General features: G+C 65.8%; 18 protein-coding genes. 9 read left to right on the top strand and 9 right to left on the bottom strand.

Going from position 1 to position 16,045, the window contains the following annotated elements; all coding sequences use genetic code 11:
• Window positions 1–56: 56 nt before the first annotated feature.
• Window positions 57–491: a globin domain-containing protein gene (locus WJS89_RS05290; protein WP_346339877.1), complete on the bottom strand. Its 435-nt coding sequence runs from the start codon at window positions 489–491 to the stop codon at window positions 57–59.
• Window positions 492–772: 281 nt separating this feature from the next.
• Here WJS89_RS05290 and rplQ point away from each other — a divergent pair, with 281 nt between their 5' ends.
• Window positions 773–1,189 (top strand): 50S ribosomal protein L17, encoded by a 417-nt coding sequence (gene rplQ, locus WJS89_RS05285; RefSeq protein WP_346339876.1) that lies wholly within the window; start codon window positions 773–775, stop codon window positions 1,187–1,189.
• Between the two features lie 148 nt (window positions 1,190–1,337).
• Window positions 1,338–1,967, top strand: a complete 630-nt coding sequence (locus WJS89_RS05280) for a DUF305 domain-containing protein (RefSeq protein ID WP_346339875.1) — start codon at window positions 1,338–1,340, stop codon at window positions 1,965–1,967.
• Here WJS89_RS05280 and WJS89_RS05275 read toward each other — a convergent pair whose 3' ends face one another.
• Window positions 1,968–2,699 (bottom strand): MauE/DoxX family redox-associated membrane protein, encoded by a 732-nt coding sequence (locus WJS89_RS05275; protein WP_346339874.1) that lies wholly within the window; start codon window positions 2,697–2,699, stop codon window positions 1,968–1,970.
• Window positions 2,696–2,971: a metal-sensitive transcriptional regulator gene (locus WJS89_RS05270; protein WP_346339873.1), complete on the bottom strand. Its 276-nt coding sequence runs from the start codon at window positions 2,969–2,971 to the stop codon at window positions 2,696–2,698. Before WJS89_RS05270 ends, WJS89_RS05275 begins: the two co-directional genes overlap by 4 nt.
• Before the next feature lie 81 nt (window positions 2,972–3,052).
• Between WJS89_RS05270 and WJS89_RS05265 the strand changes: the two genes are divergently transcribed.
• From WJS89_RS05265 to WJS89_RS05235, 7 genes are all read left to right on the top strand, one after another.
• Window positions 3,053–4,771: a copper resistance system multicopper oxidase gene (locus WJS89_RS05265; protein ID WP_346339872.1), complete on the top strand. Its 1,719-nt coding sequence runs from the start codon at window positions 3,053–3,055 to the stop codon at window positions 4,769–4,771.
• Window positions 4,768–5,838: a copper resistance protein B gene (locus WJS89_RS05260; protein WP_346339871.1), complete on the top strand. Its 1,071-nt coding sequence runs from the start codon at window positions 4,768–4,770 to the stop codon at window positions 5,836–5,838. The genes WJS89_RS05265 and WJS89_RS05260 overlap by 4 nt, the downstream gene beginning before the upstream one ends.
• 71 nt (window positions 5,839–5,909) lie before the next feature.
• Entirely contained in the window at window positions 5,910–6,152 is a 243-nt protein-coding gene (locus WJS89_RS05255; protein WP_346339870.1) for a hypothetical protein, read from the top strand.
• Complete coding sequence (locus tag WJS89_RS05250) at window positions 6,149–6,310, top strand: hypothetical protein (protein WP_346339869.1); 162 nt, start codon at window positions 6,149–6,151, stop codon at window positions 6,308–6,310. The genes WJS89_RS05255 and WJS89_RS05250 overlap by 4 nt, the downstream gene beginning before the upstream one ends.
• Entirely contained in the window at window positions 6,310–7,029 is a 720-nt protein-coding gene (gene gntA, locus WJS89_RS05245) for a guanitoxin biosynthesis heme-dependent pre-guanitoxin N-hydroxylase GntA (protein WP_346339868.1), read from the top strand. The genes WJS89_RS05250 and gntA overlap by 1 nt, the downstream gene beginning before the upstream one ends.
• Complete coding sequence (locus WJS89_RS05240; protein ID WP_346339867.1) at window positions 7,029–7,610, top strand: DUF1989 domain-containing protein; 582 nt, start codon at window positions 7,029–7,031, stop codon at window positions 7,608–7,610. Before gntA ends, WJS89_RS05240 begins: the two co-directional genes overlap by 1 nt.
• A gap of 98 nt (window positions 7,611–7,708) precedes the next feature.
• Window positions 7,709–9,919 (top strand): prolyl oligopeptidase family serine peptidase, encoded by a 2,211-nt coding sequence (locus WJS89_RS05235; protein ID WP_346339866.1) that lies wholly within the window; start codon window positions 7,709–7,711, stop codon window positions 9,917–9,919.
• A gap of 46 nt (window positions 9,920–9,965) precedes the next feature.
• Here the strand turns inward: WJS89_RS05235 and WJS89_RS05230 are convergent, their stop codons facing one another.
• The 6 genes from WJS89_RS05230 to WJS89_RS05205 all read right to left on the bottom strand — a co-directional run bounded on the left by WJS89_RS05230 (window position 9,966) and on the right by WJS89_RS05205 (window position 15,904).
• Window positions 9,966–10,835, bottom strand: a complete 870-nt coding sequence (locus tag WJS89_RS05230; protein WP_346339865.1) for a sugar-transfer associated ATP-grasp domain-containing protein — start codon at window positions 10,833–10,835, stop codon at window positions 9,966–9,968.
• Entirely contained in the window at window positions 10,832–11,611 is a 780-nt protein-coding gene (locus WJS89_RS05225) for a 7TM domain-containing protein (RefSeq protein ID WP_346339864.1), read from the bottom strand. Before WJS89_RS05225 ends, WJS89_RS05230 begins: the two co-directional genes overlap by 4 nt.
• Entirely contained in the window at window positions 11,595–12,485 is an 891-nt protein-coding gene (locus WJS89_RS05220; protein WP_346339863.1) for a hypothetical protein, read from the bottom strand. The genes WJS89_RS05225 and WJS89_RS05220 overlap by 17 nt, the downstream gene beginning before the upstream one ends.
• A gap of 150 nt (window positions 12,486–12,635) precedes the next feature.
• Entirely contained in the window at window positions 12,636–14,744 is a 2,109-nt protein-coding gene (locus tag WJS89_RS05215; protein ID WP_346339862.1) for a hybrid sensor histidine kinase/response regulator, read from the bottom strand.
• On the bottom strand, window positions 14,741–15,121 hold the full coding sequence (locus WJS89_RS05210; protein WP_346339861.1) for a response regulator transcription factor: 381 nt from the start codon (window positions 15,119–15,121) through the stop codon (window positions 14,741–14,743). Before WJS89_RS05210 ends, WJS89_RS05215 begins: the two co-directional genes overlap by 4 nt.
• Window positions 15,122–15,205: 84 nt before the next feature.
• Complete coding sequence (locus WJS89_RS05205) at window positions 15,206–15,904, bottom strand: hypothetical protein (RefSeq protein WP_346339860.1); 699 nt, start codon at window positions 15,902–15,904, stop codon at window positions 15,206–15,208.
• Window positions 15,905–16,045 lie beyond the last annotated feature (141 nt).

Raw genomic sequence — 16,045 nt, 5'->3', positions numbered from 1 at the left:
TGGAGCGAGTTCGAAGGGCATCTCATTCCGCCCGGCTGGGTGCGGGCGGCAGACGCTTAGGCGGTCGCGCTGGTCGTGCTGGAGGAGCACGCCGCGCCCTGTTGCATGGCGAGGGCGACGCGGCGGTAGGCGGCGTTCCAGGCGAGTTGGAGGTCGAGCGTGAAGTCTTTGCGCAGCACTTGGCCAAGCGCCCAGTTCAAGGCGCCGCGGACCCATTCGTAATGATGCGGCTCGGTCCCGTATCCGGTGTGGCGCGCGCCCATCGCGGCGAGGTCGGGCGCGATGACCTCGAGACGATCGAGCGCGGCGACCACGATGGCGAGCGTCTCGACGAACTTGGCCTGCTGGGGGCCCATGTCGGCCGGGAAGATGTCGCGCAGCTCGGGGTGGATGGCGAAAAGACGGTTGTAGAAGAGCGCGGAGAAACGGCGCGGATCGGCGGCAACTATCGAGAGGCTGTCGCGGACGAGCTCGATCTGACGTGGGGTCATGCGCACGATCCTACCTTGTCCCCCGGGAGGGGATAGCCCCAAAATCTTTCGCTCGACTCGCACTTTTACCTCGCTTGCCAAGAAAGCCGTAATACCGTAGCGTCAACGGGCTTTTGCTTGACTTGCGCGCGCGGATCGTGTCTTGGCGCGCTACAGATGGCGATGCGCCTGTGCGCGCAACGCTTTCCCATGGGACATCGGCCGACCTCCCGCTTTTCGTCCAAGCGTCGGCCAGGCTGCGGGTACCTCGTACGGCCCGCTGACGAACGGAGAATGAAATCATGCGCCATCGCGTAGGCCATCGTAAACTTCAGCGCACCGGATCGCATCGTATCGCGATGCTCCGCAACATGGCGGCAGCGCTGATCAAGCACGAACAGATCAAGACCACCACGGCGAAGGCGAAGGAACTGCGCCCGTACGTCGAGAAGCTTGTCACGCTGGCGAAGAAGGGCGGGCTTTCGAACCGCCGCCTCGCGCACGGCAAGCTGATGGACGACACGCAGCTCAGCAAGCTGTTCGACGTGCTGGCGGATCGGTACGCGGACCGCAACGGCGGGTATATTCGCATCATCAAGGCTGGCATTCGCAAGTCGGACGCCGCGCCGATGGCGATCGTCGAATTCGTCGACCGCGACGTCGATGCCAAGGGCCAGGACTCGGGCCCCGTCGAAGTGATGGAAGACGAGGACGCGTAAAAAACGCTTCGCTCGCTTCATCCGGGACGAAATCAGGAAAGGGCGTCGATCGCAGGGTCGGCGCCCTTTTTCGTTTGCATTCTCGCTACGGACTTTCCGGAACCCCCCGGGGGTATCGGCCATTCGTGCGGATAGCACGGAGGACAAAATGGCAGACGAGACGCAAGCGCACGACCGGCACCACGAACAGGATCATCATGGCAAGTGGACGACCTTCTTCGCGATGATCGCCACGAGCATCGTGACGATGTTCGTGTTGAAATATTCCAACGTCTGGGAGCCCAGCCACGTCTATTTCAGCCAGACGCGGATGTGGATGGCGCTGATGATGGGCAAGGCGATGATCGTCATCATGCTCGGTTTCATGTGGGGCATGTACAAGACGCTGAAGACCAAGATTGCGGTCATGGTGCTGGCGGTGCTGGGGTTCGTGCTGTTCCTGTTTCTCGCGCGCAGCCAGACGACGGTCGGCGACGAGGCGTGGATGAAGGCGATGATCCCGCACCATTCGATCGCGGTGCTGACGAGCGCGCGGGCGAACATCTCCGATCCGCGGGTGCGGGAACTGGCGGACGCGATCATCGAGGCGCAGGTCAAGGAAATCGCCGAGATGGAGCTGTTGCTCGAGGATATCGAGGCGAACGGGGAGATGGGCGACGGGACGGTGCTGCCGCCGCGCACGACCGAACTGACGCCCGAATTGCTCGACCAGGCGAAGGATCGGGTGAAGCGCGACCTGACCGACGACGCGCGCGAGGAGGTCGAGGTCGGCGAGTAGCTAGAGCAGCGCCGGCTTGATCAGCATCCAGATGGCCATGCCGATCATGAAGAGGTTTTCGGTCAGGGACACGAAGCCCAGCGGCACGTTGCTGTTGCCGCCGACGCAGGCGCATTTCAACGAGCGCTTGTCGAGGTAGACGGCCTTGAAGACGCTCAATGTGCCGATGGTGCCGATGAAGAGGGCGACGGGGATCGAGATCCAGTCGAGGAGGTGGGCGGTCATGAGGACGCCGGCCAAGCCTTCGGCCCAGGGATAGACGAACGAATAGGGCACCCAGCGGCGCGCGAGCAGGTCGTAGTTGACGAAGGAGAGCGAGAAGGCCTCGACGTCGCGCAGCTTGAGATAGGCGAGCAGGCACATCGAAAAGCTGACGAACCATTCGGCGGTGAGGATGGAGAGCCATTCGCCGGTGGCGAGGCGGGCGGCGCCCAGCGCCATCAGCGCGGTCATCGCGAAGAGGATGCCGACGGGCCAGTAGGTGGTCCCCTCGTTCACCTTGCCGAGATGTTTGCGCAGGTCCGAATAGCCGCCGATCCGCTCGCCCTCGATCCAGATCTGCGGGGTGGTCGGGACGTCATGTTTGGCCTTGAAGGCGTCGGTCTGCGGGCGGGTTTCGAGGTGATTGTCGTCGACCTCGAAGCCCGAGCGCTTGAGCAGGTCCAGCGCCTTGAGGCCCGAGGGACACAGATGGTCGGGCATGACCATGCGGTAGAGGGTCGCCTGTTTCATCGTTTCGCCTTCTCCATGAGATCGATGAGTTCGGAAAACTTCTCGCGCTGCGCTTGCGGGTCGCCGCTCTCGATCGCCTCGGCGACGCAGCAGGCGGCATGATCCTTGAGGATCTCGCTTTCCGCGCGGGCGAGGGCGGTCTTGACCGCCTGGAGCTGGGTAAGGATGTCGATGCAGTAGCGGTCGTCCTCGACCATCTTGGCGACGCCGTTGACCTGTCCGGCGATGCGCCGGAGACGGTTGACCTTCGCTTTGGTGCGTTCGGGCGCCATCGCCTCTTTTCCCGTATTGCTATACCCTGTGGGGGTATATAGTGGAACGTGCGCGGCCCCAGTGCAAGAGGACATTGCCATATGCGTTCATTCAGTCGGCGACAGATGCTCGGTGGAAGCCTTGCCACCGGTGCGCTGCTGGCGGCGACGCCGGCGTGGGCGCGCGGGCAGGACGTGCGGCACGGCAGCGTGAAGCGCGGCTTCGACGCGGTCGAGGGGCCGCGGATCGACCTGACGGTCGGACGCGGGATGTTCGCGACGGGCGGGCGCTCGGGCCATGCGGTCAGCGTCAACGGCAGCGTGCCGGGGCCGTTGTTGCGGCTGAAGCAGGGCAGCGACGTCTCGCTCAACGTCCACAACCGTTTGGACGAGGATACGTCGGTGCATTGGCACGGGCTGCTGGTGCCCTTCCAGCTGGACGGGGTGCCGGGGGTGAGTTTTCCGGGGATCGCGCCGGGTGCGAGTTTCGCGGCAGAATTTCCGGTGCGGCAGGCGGGGACCTATTGGTGGCACTCGCATTCGGGGCTGCAGGAGCAGGCGGGACATTACGGGCCGATCATCGTCGAACCCGAGGGCGACGATCCGGTCGCGTACGACCGCGACTATGTGGTGCTGCTGAGCGAGTTCACGCCGCTTCATCCGCACACGATCTTCGAGAAATTGAAGAAGGGCGAGGGCTATTTCAATCGCCAGCAGCGAAGCTTCACCGACGATTATCCACTGAGCCGCGCCGACCGGCTAATGTGGGCGAAGATGCGGATGATGCCGACCGACATTCTCGATGTGACGAGCGAGACCTACACCTATCTGCTGAACGGGCACGGGCCGATGGACGGGCTGGAATATGCCTTCCGACCGGGCGAACGGGTGCGGCTGCGGTTCATCAACGGCAGCGCCATGACCTTCTTCAATATCCGGATTCCGGGACTTGCGATGACCGTGGTGCAGGCGGACGGGCAGGACGTGAAGCCCGTCGAGGTGGACGAATTCCAGATCGGCGTGGCGGAGACCTACGACGTGATCGTGCAGCCGACGGGCGCGGCGCATACGCTGGTGGCCGAAAGCATGGACCGCTCGGGGATGGGGCTGGCGACGCTGGCGAGCCGTCCGGGCGCGCGGGCGCCGATCCCGCCGCTGCGCAAAGCACCGCTGCTGACCATGAAGGACATGGGCATGGGCGGCATGGATCATGGCGCGGGCGATATGAACGGCATGGATCACGGCTCGATGGATCATGCGATGCGCGATACGTCGCTGCTGCCCGAGCATGTCGAGCATGGGCCGGGCGTGGAGATGGTGAGCGCGATGCCCGTCGACCGGATGGGCGATCCGGGGATCGGGCTCGACGATATGGATCACCGGGTGCTGCGCTATACCGATTTGCGGGCGCTGCAGGCCGATCACAGCGTGCCGGACCCGACGCGCGCGATGGAAATCCACCTCACGGGCAACATGGAACGCTACATGTGGTCCTTCGACGGCAAGAAGTTCGCGGCGGTGAGCGATGTGCCGATCCGGTTCGCTTATGGCGAGCGGGTGCGGGTGAAGCTGGTCAACGACACGATGATGGCACACCCCATCCACCTGCACGGCCATTTCTTCGAACTGGTCAACGGTGCGGGACATGGCGAGCAGCCTAGGAAGCATACGGTGACGGTGCAGCCGGGCGGAAGCGCGGTGTTCGACCTGACGGCGGACGAGCCGGGCGACTGGGCGTTCCACTGCCACCTTCTCTATCACATGCACGCGGGGATGTTTCAGATCGTCAGCGTCGCCTTTCCGGACGGAGAGAGCGCATGATCGGGTCGATCGCGGCGCTATTGCTGCTGCAGGACACGCACGCGCACCATATGCCGCCGCCCGAGAAGAAGGCGGAGGAGGCGCAGGTCGCCGATCCGCATGCCGGGCACGACATGGGCGCGATGGAGACGCCGCCGCAGGACGCGAACGCGCACGCCGGGCATGACATGGGCGCGACGCCGCCGCCGCAGGACGCGGACGCGCACGCCGGGCACGACATGGGCGCGATGGAGACGCCGCCGCAGGACGCGGACGCGCACGCCGGGCACGACATGGGCGCGATGCAGGACCATTCGATGCACGCCATGGGGATGGGCGCGGACAAGCTCGCGGGCATTCCCATGGGGCCACCACCGCGTGGTGCCGGCGAAGGGCCGGCGCGGGCGGCGGAGGCATTGTATGGCGTCGAGGCGATGCAGGCGGCCCGCGCGCAGCTGATCCACGAGACCGGGCAGCAGAAATTCTTCGGATTACTCGGCGAGCGGGTCGAGGCGCGGCTTGGCGGCGATAGCGTCGGTTTCCTGTGGGACCTGGCGGCGAGCTACGGCGGCGATCTCGACCGGATCTGGATCGAGAGCGAGGGCGAAGGCGATGTCGAGGAGGGCGTCGAGGACGCCGACATCGAGGCGAACTGGGGACACGCAATCGCGCCGGTCTGGGACCTGACGATGGGGGCGCGGCAGGATATCGTGGGGTCGCGGCGGACGTACGCCACCGTCGGCGTGCAGGGGCTGGCGCCCTATCTGTTCCACGTCGATGCGGGGGCGTATCTGTCGAGCGAGGGCGAAGTCACCGCGAGCATCGAGGCCGAGCTCGACCAGCTGGTGACCAACCGTCTCATTCTTCAGCCGCGAGGCGAGGTGCTGCTGAGCGCGCAGGACATTCCCGAGCTGGGGATCGGCGCGGGGATCGCGAAGGTCGAGGCGGGGGTGCGGCTGCGCTACGAATTCAGCCGCGAATTCGCGCCCTACGTGGGCGTGGCGCAGGAATGGCGCCTGTCGGACGGCGGCGCGGGCGGCGATGATGGCGCGACGCGAGTCGTCGCGGGGGTTCGTTTCTGGTTCTGAGGCGCTCGCCGACTAACAATCGTCATGACGATTGAGCGGAACGACCCAATTCGGGCGATGGTTCGCTTCATATGTTCACCCAGCTCAATCCCCCGTACCCCGTCCATGTCGAGGGCAAGGGTGCCGGAAGCGCCTTTGCGGTGATCGACTATGGCGCCGAGCATCACCTGATCTGGGTCACCGCGATCGACGATGGCGGCGAGATCTGGTGTGCGCCGAACCCGAAGGTCCGGATGCAGGCGAACTGGACCATGGAGCGCACCGGGCGCCGCACGTCCGCCGTCCCGCTCGCGCCGGTAGGAGCGCAGGGATGAGCGGTACCGGCAATGGGTTCGATGGGATGCCGGACGACCGGATGCTGGCGCGGCTCGCGGCCTTCGAGGCGGAAAAGGTCTCGAGCGAGCTGCAATGTGACTATTTCGGCTGCGACGAACAGCAACTCGAGAAGATGCGGTCGAAAGTCTCGCGCTGATGCCGACCCTTGCGAGCGAGAAGGACCGGCCCGCCGGAAGGGCCGGGGAAGGCCGCGCGCTCGTCGCGCGGTTCGAGACCATGATCGAGGAGAGAGGCTATCCGTGCGTCGGCGCCAAGGGCGCGATCGCGCGGGGGCAGGTCCATGCCTATGTCGGCCGTTCGATCGGGTCGGCATGGGACGATGTCCCGTTGGCGCAGCAGCTCGGGCGCTTCGGGCGACACTATGCCGAGCATCGTCCGTTGTTCACGACCTTCGTCGCGCTCTTCCCCGAAAGTCCGCCTCTCGACGAGGCAGCGTTCGAAGAGGCGCTTTGGGATCGGATCGGTTCGCTGCAGGCGAAGGACGACTGGCTCGGGCAACCCACGGATCCCGATGTCGAGGGGGACCCCGGAAGCCCGATGTTCTCGCTGAGCTTCGGCGGACAGGGTTTCTTCGTGGTGGGCATGCATCCGGAAGCGAACAGGCCCGCGCGGCGGTTCGACTGTCCGGTGATGGTCTTCAACGTGCACGACCAGTTCGAACGGTTGCGCGCGGACGGGCGCTACGAGAAGATGCGCGAGACGATCCTGTCGCGCGATGCGGCGCTGGCGGGGTCGGTCAATCCGATGCTGGCGCGCTTCGGCGAGGAATCGGAGGCGCGGCAGTATAGCGGCCGGGTGGTCGGGCCGGACTGGGAATGCCCTTGGCCGGGGCGCCGAAAGACAGGGGAGAGCTAATGGAACGACAGCGGATCGAGGCGCGCTCGGGCACGGCGTTCGAGATTTCCAAAGGGCAACGTTTCGAAGTGGTCGATGTCGAAGGCTGCCAGGTGTCGGACCTGCTGGCCTTCAACGCTGCCGACGTGGGCGAGGTCATCAGCAACGGGCGCACCTTCGACTATCAGGAGACGATCGCCATTCGCAAAGGGCATCTGCTCTATTCCAACCGGTCGAACCCGATGCTGGAGATCGTCGAGGACGATGTCGGACGGCACGATTTCCTGCTGACGCCGTGCAGCAAGGAGACGTTCGCGATGTGCTATGAGAACGAGCCCGAACATCGGGGCTGCTTCGGCAATCTCGCGGCGGCGCTGGAACCCTATGGGGTGACGGAGGACATGATCCCCTGTGCGTTCAACATCTTCATGAACGTGCCCGTCGACGCGTCGGGAAAGCTTCAAGTGCTTCCACCGACGTCGAAGGCGGGGGACCGGATCGTGTTCGAGGCGAAGATGGACCTCGTCATCGGGCTGACGGCCTGTTCGGCGCCGACATCCAATGGGGGTACCTGCACGCCCATCGATTGGCGGAAGCTGTAGCGCGGCTTTTCAGCGCCGCTTCATCCGCACTGCTTTACAAAGCCGTCGAGGCTGGCCGATACGGTCGGGGAACGAACATTCGGGACGGAGAGAGACTCATGCGCATTTTTGGTGTGACCGCGATTTTGCTGGCGACGACGGCCTGTGCGGGGACGTGCAACCGGCCGATGATGTCGTCCTCGGCGGCGGTCGTGGAGGAAGAGCCGATGGCCATCGCCCCGATCGACTATCCCGAAACGCGGCGCGAGGACGTCCGCTATTCGGTGGGCGCGCTCGAGGTCGAGGATCCGTACCGCTGGCTCGAGAACGACGTGCGCGAGGATCCCGCGGTGGCGCAATGGGTCGAGAAGCAGAACGAAGTGACGTTCGATTATCTCGAGGAGCTGCCGGGGCGCGACTGGTTCAAGAACCGCATGACCGCGATCTACGACTATGAGCGGATCGGCACGCCGACGCGCAAGGGTGGACGCTATTTCTATTCGCGCAACGACGGGCTCCAGCCGCAGTCGGTCCTGTACGTGCGCGACGGGCTCGACGGCACGCCGCGCGTCCTGATCGATCCCAATACGTGGAGCCAGGACGGCGCGACCGCGCTGGGCGAATATGCGATCAACGAGGATGGCACGATGCTCGCCTATGCGATCCAGGACGGGGGATCCGACTGGCGCACGGTCAAGGTCATGAACGTGCTGACGGGCGAGGTCATGAATGACACCGTGGAATGGGTGAAATTCTCCGGCCTCGAATGGGCCAAGGACGGCTCTGGCTTCTACTACAGCCGTTTCCCCGCCGCCGAGGAGGCGGGCAAGTTCACCGGGCTCAACACCGACCAGGCGGTCTATTTCCACCGCCTCGGCACGCCGCAATCGGCCGACCGGCTCGTGTTCGCGCGCCCCGACATGCCCGAACTCAACAATACCGCCGAAGTCTCGGACGACGGCAAGTGGCTGATCACGACCAGCTCGAGCGGGACCGACGAGGCCTACGAGATCGCGCTCGTCGATCTCACCGATCCCGATGCCGAGCCGCGCGTGATCGTGCCGGGGTTCGACTATGATTATGGCTATGTCGGCAACGTCGGCGACACCTTCTATTTCCGCACCAACGAAGGGGCGCCGCGACTGAAGGTCGTCGCGCTCGACGTGTCGGGCGACACGGTGCGCCGCCGTGACGTGATCGCCGAGAGCGATGCGACGCTGGGCGGGGTGTCGATGGTCGGCGACCGGATCGTCGCCAACTATCTGCGCGACGCGAAGTCGGAAGTGCGCGTCTATGGCATGGACGGCCAGTTGCAGCGCACGGTCGAACTGCCGGGAATCGGCAGCGCGGGCGGCTTCGGCGGCGATGCGGACAATCCCGAAACCTTCTACAGCTTCTCCAGCTTCGGGACGCCGGGCAGCGTCTATCGCTACAATGTCGCGACCGGCGAGACGAGCGTCTGGGCGCAGCCGCAAACGCAGTTCGACCCCGCCGACTATGTGACCGAGCAGGTGTTCTACACCTCCAAGGACGGCACGCGCATTCCGATGTTCATCACCCGCAAGGCGGGGACGCGCGGGCCGGTGCCGACTTTGCTCTACGGTTATGGCGGGTTCAACATTTCGGTGACGCCGAGCTTCAACCCGGTGCGGCTGGCGTGGCTCGACGCGGGTGGCGCCTATGCGGTCGCGAACATCCGCGGCGGGGGCGAATATGGCAAGGCGTGGCACGATGCCGGGCGGCGCTTCAACAAGCAGAACGTGTTCGACGATTTCGCGGCGGCGGGGGAATATCTCAAGGCCAATGGCGTGACGACGCCGAACGGTCTCGCCATCGAGGGACGCTCGAACGGCGGGCTGCTGGTCGGCGCGTCGATCAACCAGCGCCCCGATCTCTACGACGCGGGCCATGCTGCGGTGGGCGTGATGGACATGCTGCGCTTCGACCGCTTCACGGCGGGGCGCTATTGGGTCGACGATTACAACACGCCGCAGGAAGAACGCGATGCGCGCTACAACCTGACCTTCTCGCCCTATCACAATGTGCGCGCGGAAACCGATTATCCCGCGGTGCTGGTGACGACGGCGGATACCGACGATCGCGTGGTGCCGGGGCATAGCTTCAAATATGCCGCGATGCTGCAGGAGAAGGCGGGCGCGGGCGACGATCCCTTGCTCATCCGCATCGAGACGCGCGCGGGGCACGGATCGGGCAAACCGACCGACAAGATCATCGAGGAAGCGGCCGACGTGGCGGCGTTCCTCGCGTATCACACGGGGCTGAGTGTCCCGATCAGCGATGCGCCGATGATCATGAGCGGCGAACGCTAGAACCTAGGCGGCGGCAAGACCGAGGGTCGAGCCGCCGCCGATCCGTTCAGTTGGCGCGGGCGCGGCGCTCCTCGCGGCGGACCTGGCGGAGATGCTGAGCGATGCCGCGGGCGTTGATGTTCTGGATTTCGAGGCCCGGGAAGGCATTGCACTCGAGAACCTTGACGCCCTCGGTCGCGTCGATGACCAGATCAACGCCGACGTAGCCCAGTTCGAGCGCCGCCGAGCAGCGGATCGCCGCGTCCATCAATTCGGCCCAGAAGGGCATCTTGTAGCCGACCAGCAACTCGCCGGTAGAGGGATGGTGCGTGACGGCGCGCTTGGCATCGACCGCGCGCGTGACCGTTCCGCTGCCCATGTCGAGCGCCGCGCCGACCGCCCCCTGATGGAGGTTCGCCTTGCCGCCCGAAGCCTCGGTCGGCAGGCGCGCCATCCCGATGAGCGGCGTGTCGCGATAGCAGATGATGCGGATGTCGGGCAGGCCGTAGGGGACCAGCCGGGCGAGACTGTCGTGCGTGCGGATGAGCGGCTCGATGAGCGCACGATCCTCGAATGCGCCCTCGAGGCTCATCTCGCCGTCGAGGATGTGGCTGACGTGATTGACGAGATAGTCGGGACCGAACAGCGCGTCGCCCGGGGTGACGAAGCATTCGCCACGACGCGCGACCGAGAGGAGAATGCCTTCGCCGCGGCGCCCGCGATTGGGCTTGACCGCGAAGGCGTCGGGCAAAGCGGCGACGTCGAAATGGGCGAGCTCGTCACGATTTTCGATGAGCGCGAGGGTGCGGGGCACGGGAACGCCGTGCGCGGCGAGCCGCTCCTTGGTTTCCCACTTGTCGTTGACGCGCCTGATGGCGTGCCGCGGATTGACGCGGGCGATGAGCGCGTTGCGCGCGTTCATGCCGAGGACGCTCATGCGAACGGGCTCTCCGCGTCTCCCTTGCGGGCGGTGCGGAAGCGGGCGAATTCGGTGAGGCGAAGCCCGGTATAGCGCCCCATGAGGATCATCGCGATCGCGCAGCCCAGCGGCAGGACGATGGGGTGGAAGTCGACCAGCTCGGTGGTGAAGCGGCTGGCGACGATTTCTTCGATGACGACCGCAACGACGAGCGTCGCGCCGGCGATACGCAAGGCCTTGCGCAGTCCCTCCGATTCCCACGACGTCCACCAGCGCTCGACCACGAGGGCGGTGACGACGATGGGGAAGGCGGCGACGATGAGGTCGGCCTCGAGCCACATGTCGAACAGCACGAGCGCGGTGACGACGATGCCGATGAGCGCGCCGAGAAACGCGACGCGGCTCAACTGCAAGCGTTTGAGAAAGGGCGCGAAGCTCATGCCCACAAGGATCGCGCCGGTCGAGATGGCGGGGCCCAGGAGCGGGCCTGTCTGAAGATAGGCGAGCGAGAGCAGCATCGGCGTGAACAGGCCGAATGTCTGCGCCCCGACGATCATGCGGGTGAAGACCACGATTGTGGCCCCCAACGGCAGCGTGGCAAGCAGGAAGAAGGCCGAGAATCCCCACTGGCGCTGGGGATCGCCGAAGGTCCCGGCATAGCCGCGCGAGAGGCCGCTATCGAGATCGAACAGCACTTTCCAGGCGATCACGAAAAAGGCGAACACACCGACGGTCGCCACGATGTAAGGAAGGCGGCGGCGCCACAGCGCGCGTTCGTTAGAGTTCGATGCCAACTTCAACCCCCAGTCGATACCCGTTTTCGTCATACGCCGGATCGGTCGACGAGCGGGCGATATATTGCGCCTCGCCGGTGATCATGAAATCGCCCGGCGAATAGAGAAGGGTCAGTTCGGGCAGCCAGACCCGGTCCTCGCGGACGGTGCCGTCGGCGAGCGGGGCCACGGGGCGGCCCGGATAGTCGATCGCGCGGTAGGAAAGCTGCGGACGCACGCGCAGGTCGCGCGCGACGGGGCGCGTATAGCTCAGCGAGGCGATGGTGCGCGCGAAGCGGCGACGTTCGGTGTCGCTGTCGATGGACTCGCGCACGAGGTCGGCACCAAGATAATGATTGGCGGCGAATCGGTAACGATAGTCGGCGCGCAGCTCGGGGCCATCGCCCGACGACCGTTCGAGATCGTCGTAGGTACGCCAGCGCCAGCCGCCGCCGACGCGCAGGCGATGCTCGGTGCCGATGCGATGTTCGAGGCGCGCGCCTGCTTCCCATTGGTCGGTGTCGGAGTATTCGGCGGTCGAAAGGCCGGTCCCGCGCTCGGCGTACGCAAGGACGTCCGTGTCGCCGGATGCGGCGGTGCCGACCTCGAGGCGATGGAGGTGGCGCCAGCGGTCGGCGCGTCCATCGTCGAGATAATGGATGAAGCGGTTGCTGCTCGAGGCGCGTACGCGGAAACCTTCCCGCGCCCAGACGAGCGACGGGGCGATACGCAGCGACAGGGCATCGCCGTCGGCGATCAGCTCGTCGTCGAGGATCGGGGCGTCGACGATCGAGATGCGCGCGGACAGGTCCAGCGCAGGCTCGAGGTCCTGCGCGAGGGCATTGGCAGGGCAAAGAGCTGCCACGAGCGCGATGGACAGGGTACGGATGGTCATGGGCGAAACTCGAAGGATGCCTAGCGGCGACGAAATCGAATCGTCTGCACGGTGGCGGAAGGGTGGGCCTAATGCCCGATACCTTGCGTTTATCAAGTTTCCCTGAATGAATGAATAACGTCGAAGTTCCGTATCACGCACAGCGCCTTCCTATGCCGCCAACGAACCCGACTCCGCCCGTTCGAGATCGGCGGTGGCTTCGAGAAAGCTGCGGTAGAGACCCTCATCGCCAGGCGTGCCATTCTCGAGCGCGCGGGCGGTGTCGCTGAGGCGGTACAGGCCGAGCATGCCGGCCTGGCTCGCCAGATTGTGGGCGAGCGAAGCGCGTTCGTCGGGGGCGGCCTCCAGTGTTCGGCGGGCAAGCGTGGCGAGGTCGGCGAGATAGGCGTCGACCTTGTCGCGGCCCAAAAGATCGACGACGCGGTCGAAGGCTTCGCGGTCGAAGGGCGTGGTTTGGGGGTCGGGCGTTGGATTGGGCGCGCAGTCTTCGTTGCCGAGGATGGCGGCCAAAGCGGCGGTCAAGGCGTCGCGTTTGATGGGCTTGGCGACATGTGCGCCCATCCCTGCGCGTCGGTAGGTGGCGAGCTGTTCGGGCAGGCTGTTGGCGGTCAGGGCGACGATCGGCACGTCGCCATGGGGGGCGGGGAGCGAGCGGATGGCGCGTGCGGCGGTGACGCCGTCCATGCCGGGCATCTGGATGTCCATGAGAATGCAGTCGAACCGGTGCGCGCGGGCGGCGTCGAGCGCGGCGAGGCCGTCGTCGGCGATGGTGACCTTGTGGCCCATCGCCCGCAGCAGCGTGGCGGCCATCTCCTGGTTCATGGGCACGTCCTCGACGAGCAGGATCGAGGCGGGGCGCATATCGGTGTTCGCGAGCGCGGCCTGCTCGGGGGCGGCACCCTCGGCGAGCGGCAGGTCTAGCGTGAAGGTCGAGCCTTTCCCGAGCGTGCTGGCGACGTGGATCGACCCGCCCATGAGATCGGCGAGGCGGCGGCTGATCGAAAGGCCGAGGCCGGTGCCGCCATAGTCGCGCGCGATCGAGGCGTCGGCCTGCGTGTAGGGCGCGAAGAGACGCTCGAGGTCGCCCTGCGCGATGCCCTTGCCGGTGTCGCTGACAGTGAAACGTAGCTGGCCGCCATGCGGGGCGGCGCGGATGGTGACCGAGCCCGACGCGGTGAACTTCACGGCATTGTTGAGGAGGTTGAGAAGGATCTGGCGGATCCGGCCTTCATCGCCGCGATAGAAATCCGCACAGGCGGGGTCGACGATCGCGGGCAGCGAGAGGCCCTGCGCGGCGGCGGCGGGGCGGACGACTGACACGCAATTGTCGACGAGCGTTTCCAGCGCGAAATCCGCCTCGGCGAGCTCCATCATGCCCGCTTCCATCTTGGACTGGTCGAGCACTTCGTTGACGATCGAGAGGAGCATCGCGCCTGCGCTCGAGATGATCTCGACGCGGTGGCGCTGTTCCTCGTTCAGTTCCTCGTCGAGCAGCAAGAGGTCGGCGAAGCCGATGACGCCGTTCAAAGGCGTGCGGATCTCGTGGCTCATGACGGCGAGGAAGTCGGCCTTGGCGGCGGCGAGCGCGCTGGCCTCGCGCTCCATGCGGGCGAGCTGCTTGGCCCATAGGCGCGCGGGCTTGCCGATCAGGAACCAGGCGAGGACGAGGAGGAGGACCGCGACGATACTGCCGACGAGGTTGGCATCGAGAATGGTGTCGATCTGTTCGCGCTGCGAAGCGACATGGGCGCGGGACCGGGCGCGGATATCGCTCAGATTCTGCGCGAACCCTTCGCGCAGCGCATATTGGTCGGTCGCCGCGAGCCGGTCGGCGGCCTCTGCGGTGCGCCCCGCGGCGGCAAGGTCGAGGATGGCCGCGTCGGCGGCGCGGATGACGCCGAGCGTATCGACGAGATTGGCGAAGGCCGCGCGGTTGCTGTCGAGCTGGATGGCGGCTTCGAGTTCGCCGAGCGCGGGCCGGAGGGCGGAGGCAGACCGTTCGTAGGCGAGACGATCGCTCGGCGTGCCCGTACCGATGGCGCGGCCGAGACGGCGATCCATTTCGGTATAGGCCACGCCGACCCGTTCGGAGGCGACCTGCACCCGGTCCTGCGCCTGCCCGATCGTGCGGATGCGCTCGCCGATGAAATAGTTGATGCCGATCGACCCCAGCGCGACGAGGATGAGCGCGACGAGGCCGACGACGAGCGCCGCCTTGGGGAAGACGGGACGATCCGCCTCCGATGGGGCAGGCGTCATCCCGCACCGCGCTGCTGATGGTCGAGCAAGGCGGCGACGCGGATCGACAACTGGTCGGGGTCGAAGGGCTTGCGGAGATAATCGTCGGCACCCGCGTGGAAGGCGATGCGCTCGTCCGATGCGCTGGTGCGGCCCGTCAGCATGAGGATCGGCAGGTCGAAATTGGTCGAGCGGCGGACTTCGCGCAGGGCGTCGATCCCGTTCACGTAGGGCATCGAACAATCGAGGATCATGAGATCGGGGCGCTTGTGGACCGCGACGTCGGCGACCGAACTGCCGTCGGGAAGCGCGCCGACAATATGGCCATCCTTCTCCAGCGTCGCGCGCACGATGTCGATGGTCATGGGATCGTCATCGACGATAATGATTCTGGCCATGTGTCCGAGCAGCCCTTTGTTGAGCGTCCGGATTACCAGCGAGATGGTAAACGAAGAATTACCGCCCGGTCTATTCGGGCGACGTCAGCCGCCCGTGATGAGCGCGTCGACGATCACGTAGGTTTCGGGGCCGAAGCGGACGGTCACCTGGTCGCCGTCGCGGGTGGTGCGGAAGTCCCAACCGGCGGAGCCGTCCGCCTCGGCACTATCGGCGCTGGTCGGGGTCGTGCCGGTGAAGAAGATCGCGCGTTTGCGGCCATCGGGCTTCTGGACGTCGACGAGATGGGTGCCGTCCTCGCCCCAGTTGCGTTTGACGCCGACGTTGCAGTCCCGGCCGGGCGGATTGCCGTCGAACCCGCACTTGATGATCGAGGTAGCGTTATAGTCGGTGCCCGCGACGAGCGTGTCCTGTGCGCCCATCCGCTGCGCGGTGGCGAGCGGGACCGAGACGAGCTGGATGCCGTCGATCTTTTCCACGATGCGTCCGTCCTCGAGTGCGTCGGCCGAGGCGAAGTCGGGGCAACCGACGAGGATCGCGCTGTCGTCGAGCCAGTTGGACGTGGCCTGGCTTTCCCCCAGCTGACGGCAGGAGTCGCCGGCCTTGGGGTAGCCTTCGCCCATCGGCGCGAGCATTTCGGGGATGGTCCCCGCCTGTCGCTCGGCCGCGGGATCGGGCTCGACCTCGACGGCCTCGGGATCGGGCGGCGCCTCGAGGCCCTCGTTCTCGCAGGCGGTGAGGGCGAGCGCGAGTGCGGAAGCGGCGATCATTGCGGTCCGGGTCATGGCGGTTTCCTCTGACGGCACGTTCGCAGGACGCGCGGATCTCTAAGAACATTATCTCCCGTGCAATGGAGCTTGGCAAGCCGAGCCGAGACGCGTGGCAAGCGCGAGCGGGATAAAAATGCGCGTTCGCCCGTTGGAAGA

This window comes from Sphingomicrobium aquimarinum (assembly GCF_039655735.1).
Lineage (GTDB): Bacteria > Pseudomonadota > Alphaproteobacteria > Sphingomonadales > Sphingomonadaceae > Sphingomicrobium > Sphingomicrobium aquimarinum.
The sequence above is the reverse complement of the archived record's forward strand: the minus strand, read 5'-3'. Positions and strand labels throughout refer to the sequence as shown.

What these genes read in the sequence shown, in the direction of transcription:
- WJS89_RS05230 (WP_346339865.1), bottom strand. Translation starts at nt 10,835, where the DNA reads ATGAGCGTCCTCGGCATGAACGCGCGCAACGCGCTCATCGCCCGCGTC.
- WJS89_RS05280 (WP_346339875.1), top strand. Translation starts at nt 1,338, where the DNA reads ATGGCAGACGAGACGCAAGCGCACGACCGGCACCACGAACAGGATCAT.
- WJS89_RS05265 (WP_346339872.1), top strand. Translation starts at nt 3,053, where the DNA reads ATGCGTTCATTCAGTCGGCGACAGATGCTCGGTGGAAGCCTTGCCACC.
- WJS89_RS05250 (WP_346339869.1), top strand. Translation starts at nt 6,149, where the DNA reads ATGAGCGGTACCGGCAATGGGTTCGATGGGATGCCGGACGACCGGATG.
- WJS89_RS05270 (WP_346339873.1), bottom strand. Translation starts at nt 2,971, where the DNA reads ATGGCGCCCGAACGCACCAAAGCGAAGGTCAACCGTCTCCGGCGCATC.
- WJS89_RS05275 (WP_346339874.1), bottom strand. Translation starts at nt 2,699, where the DNA reads ATGAAACAGGCGACCCTCTACCGCATGGTCATGCCCGACCATCTGTGT.
- WJS89_RS05255 (WP_346339870.1), top strand. Translation starts at nt 5,910, where the DNA reads ATGTTCACCCAGCTCAATCCCCCGTACCCCGTCCATGTCGAGGGCAAG.
- gntA (WP_346339868.1), top strand. Translation starts at nt 6,310, where the DNA reads ATGCCGACCCTTGCGAGCGAGAAGGACCGGCCCGCCGGAAGGGCCGGG.
- WJS89_RS05260 (WP_346339871.1), top strand. Translation starts at nt 4,768, where the DNA reads ATGATCGGGTCGATCGCGGCGCTATTGCTGCTGCAGGACACGCACGCG.
- WJS89_RS05220 (WP_346339863.1), bottom strand. Translation starts at nt 12,485, where the DNA reads ATGACCATCCGTACCCTGTCCATCGCGCTCGTGGCAGCTCTTTGCCCT.
- rplQ (WP_346339876.1), top strand. Translation starts at nt 773, where the DNA reads ATGCGCCATCGCGTAGGCCATCGTAAACTTCAGCGCACCGGATCGCAT.
- WJS89_RS05210 (WP_346339861.1), bottom strand. Translation starts at nt 15,121, where the DNA reads ATGGCCAGAATCATTATCGTCGATGACGATCCCATGACCATCGACATC.
- WJS89_RS05240 (WP_346339867.1), top strand. Translation starts at nt 7,029, where the DNA reads ATGGAACGACAGCGGATCGAGGCGCGCTCGGGCACGGCGTTCGAGATT.
- WJS89_RS05290 (WP_346339877.1), bottom strand. Translation starts at nt 491, where the DNA reads ATGACCCCACGTCAGATCGAGCTCGTCCGCGACAGCCTCTCGATAGTT.
- WJS89_RS05215 (WP_346339862.1), bottom strand. Translation starts at nt 14,744, where the DNA reads ATGACGCCTGCCCCATCGGAGGCGGATCGTCCCGTCTTCCCCAAGGCG.
- WJS89_RS05205 (WP_346339860.1), bottom strand. Translation starts at nt 15,904, where the DNA reads ATGACCCGGACCGCAATGATCGCCGCTTCCGCACTCGCGCTCGCCCTC.
- WJS89_RS05235 (WP_346339866.1), top strand. Translation starts at nt 7,709, where the DNA reads ATGCGCATTTTTGGTGTGACCGCGATTTTGCTGGCGACGACGGCCTGT.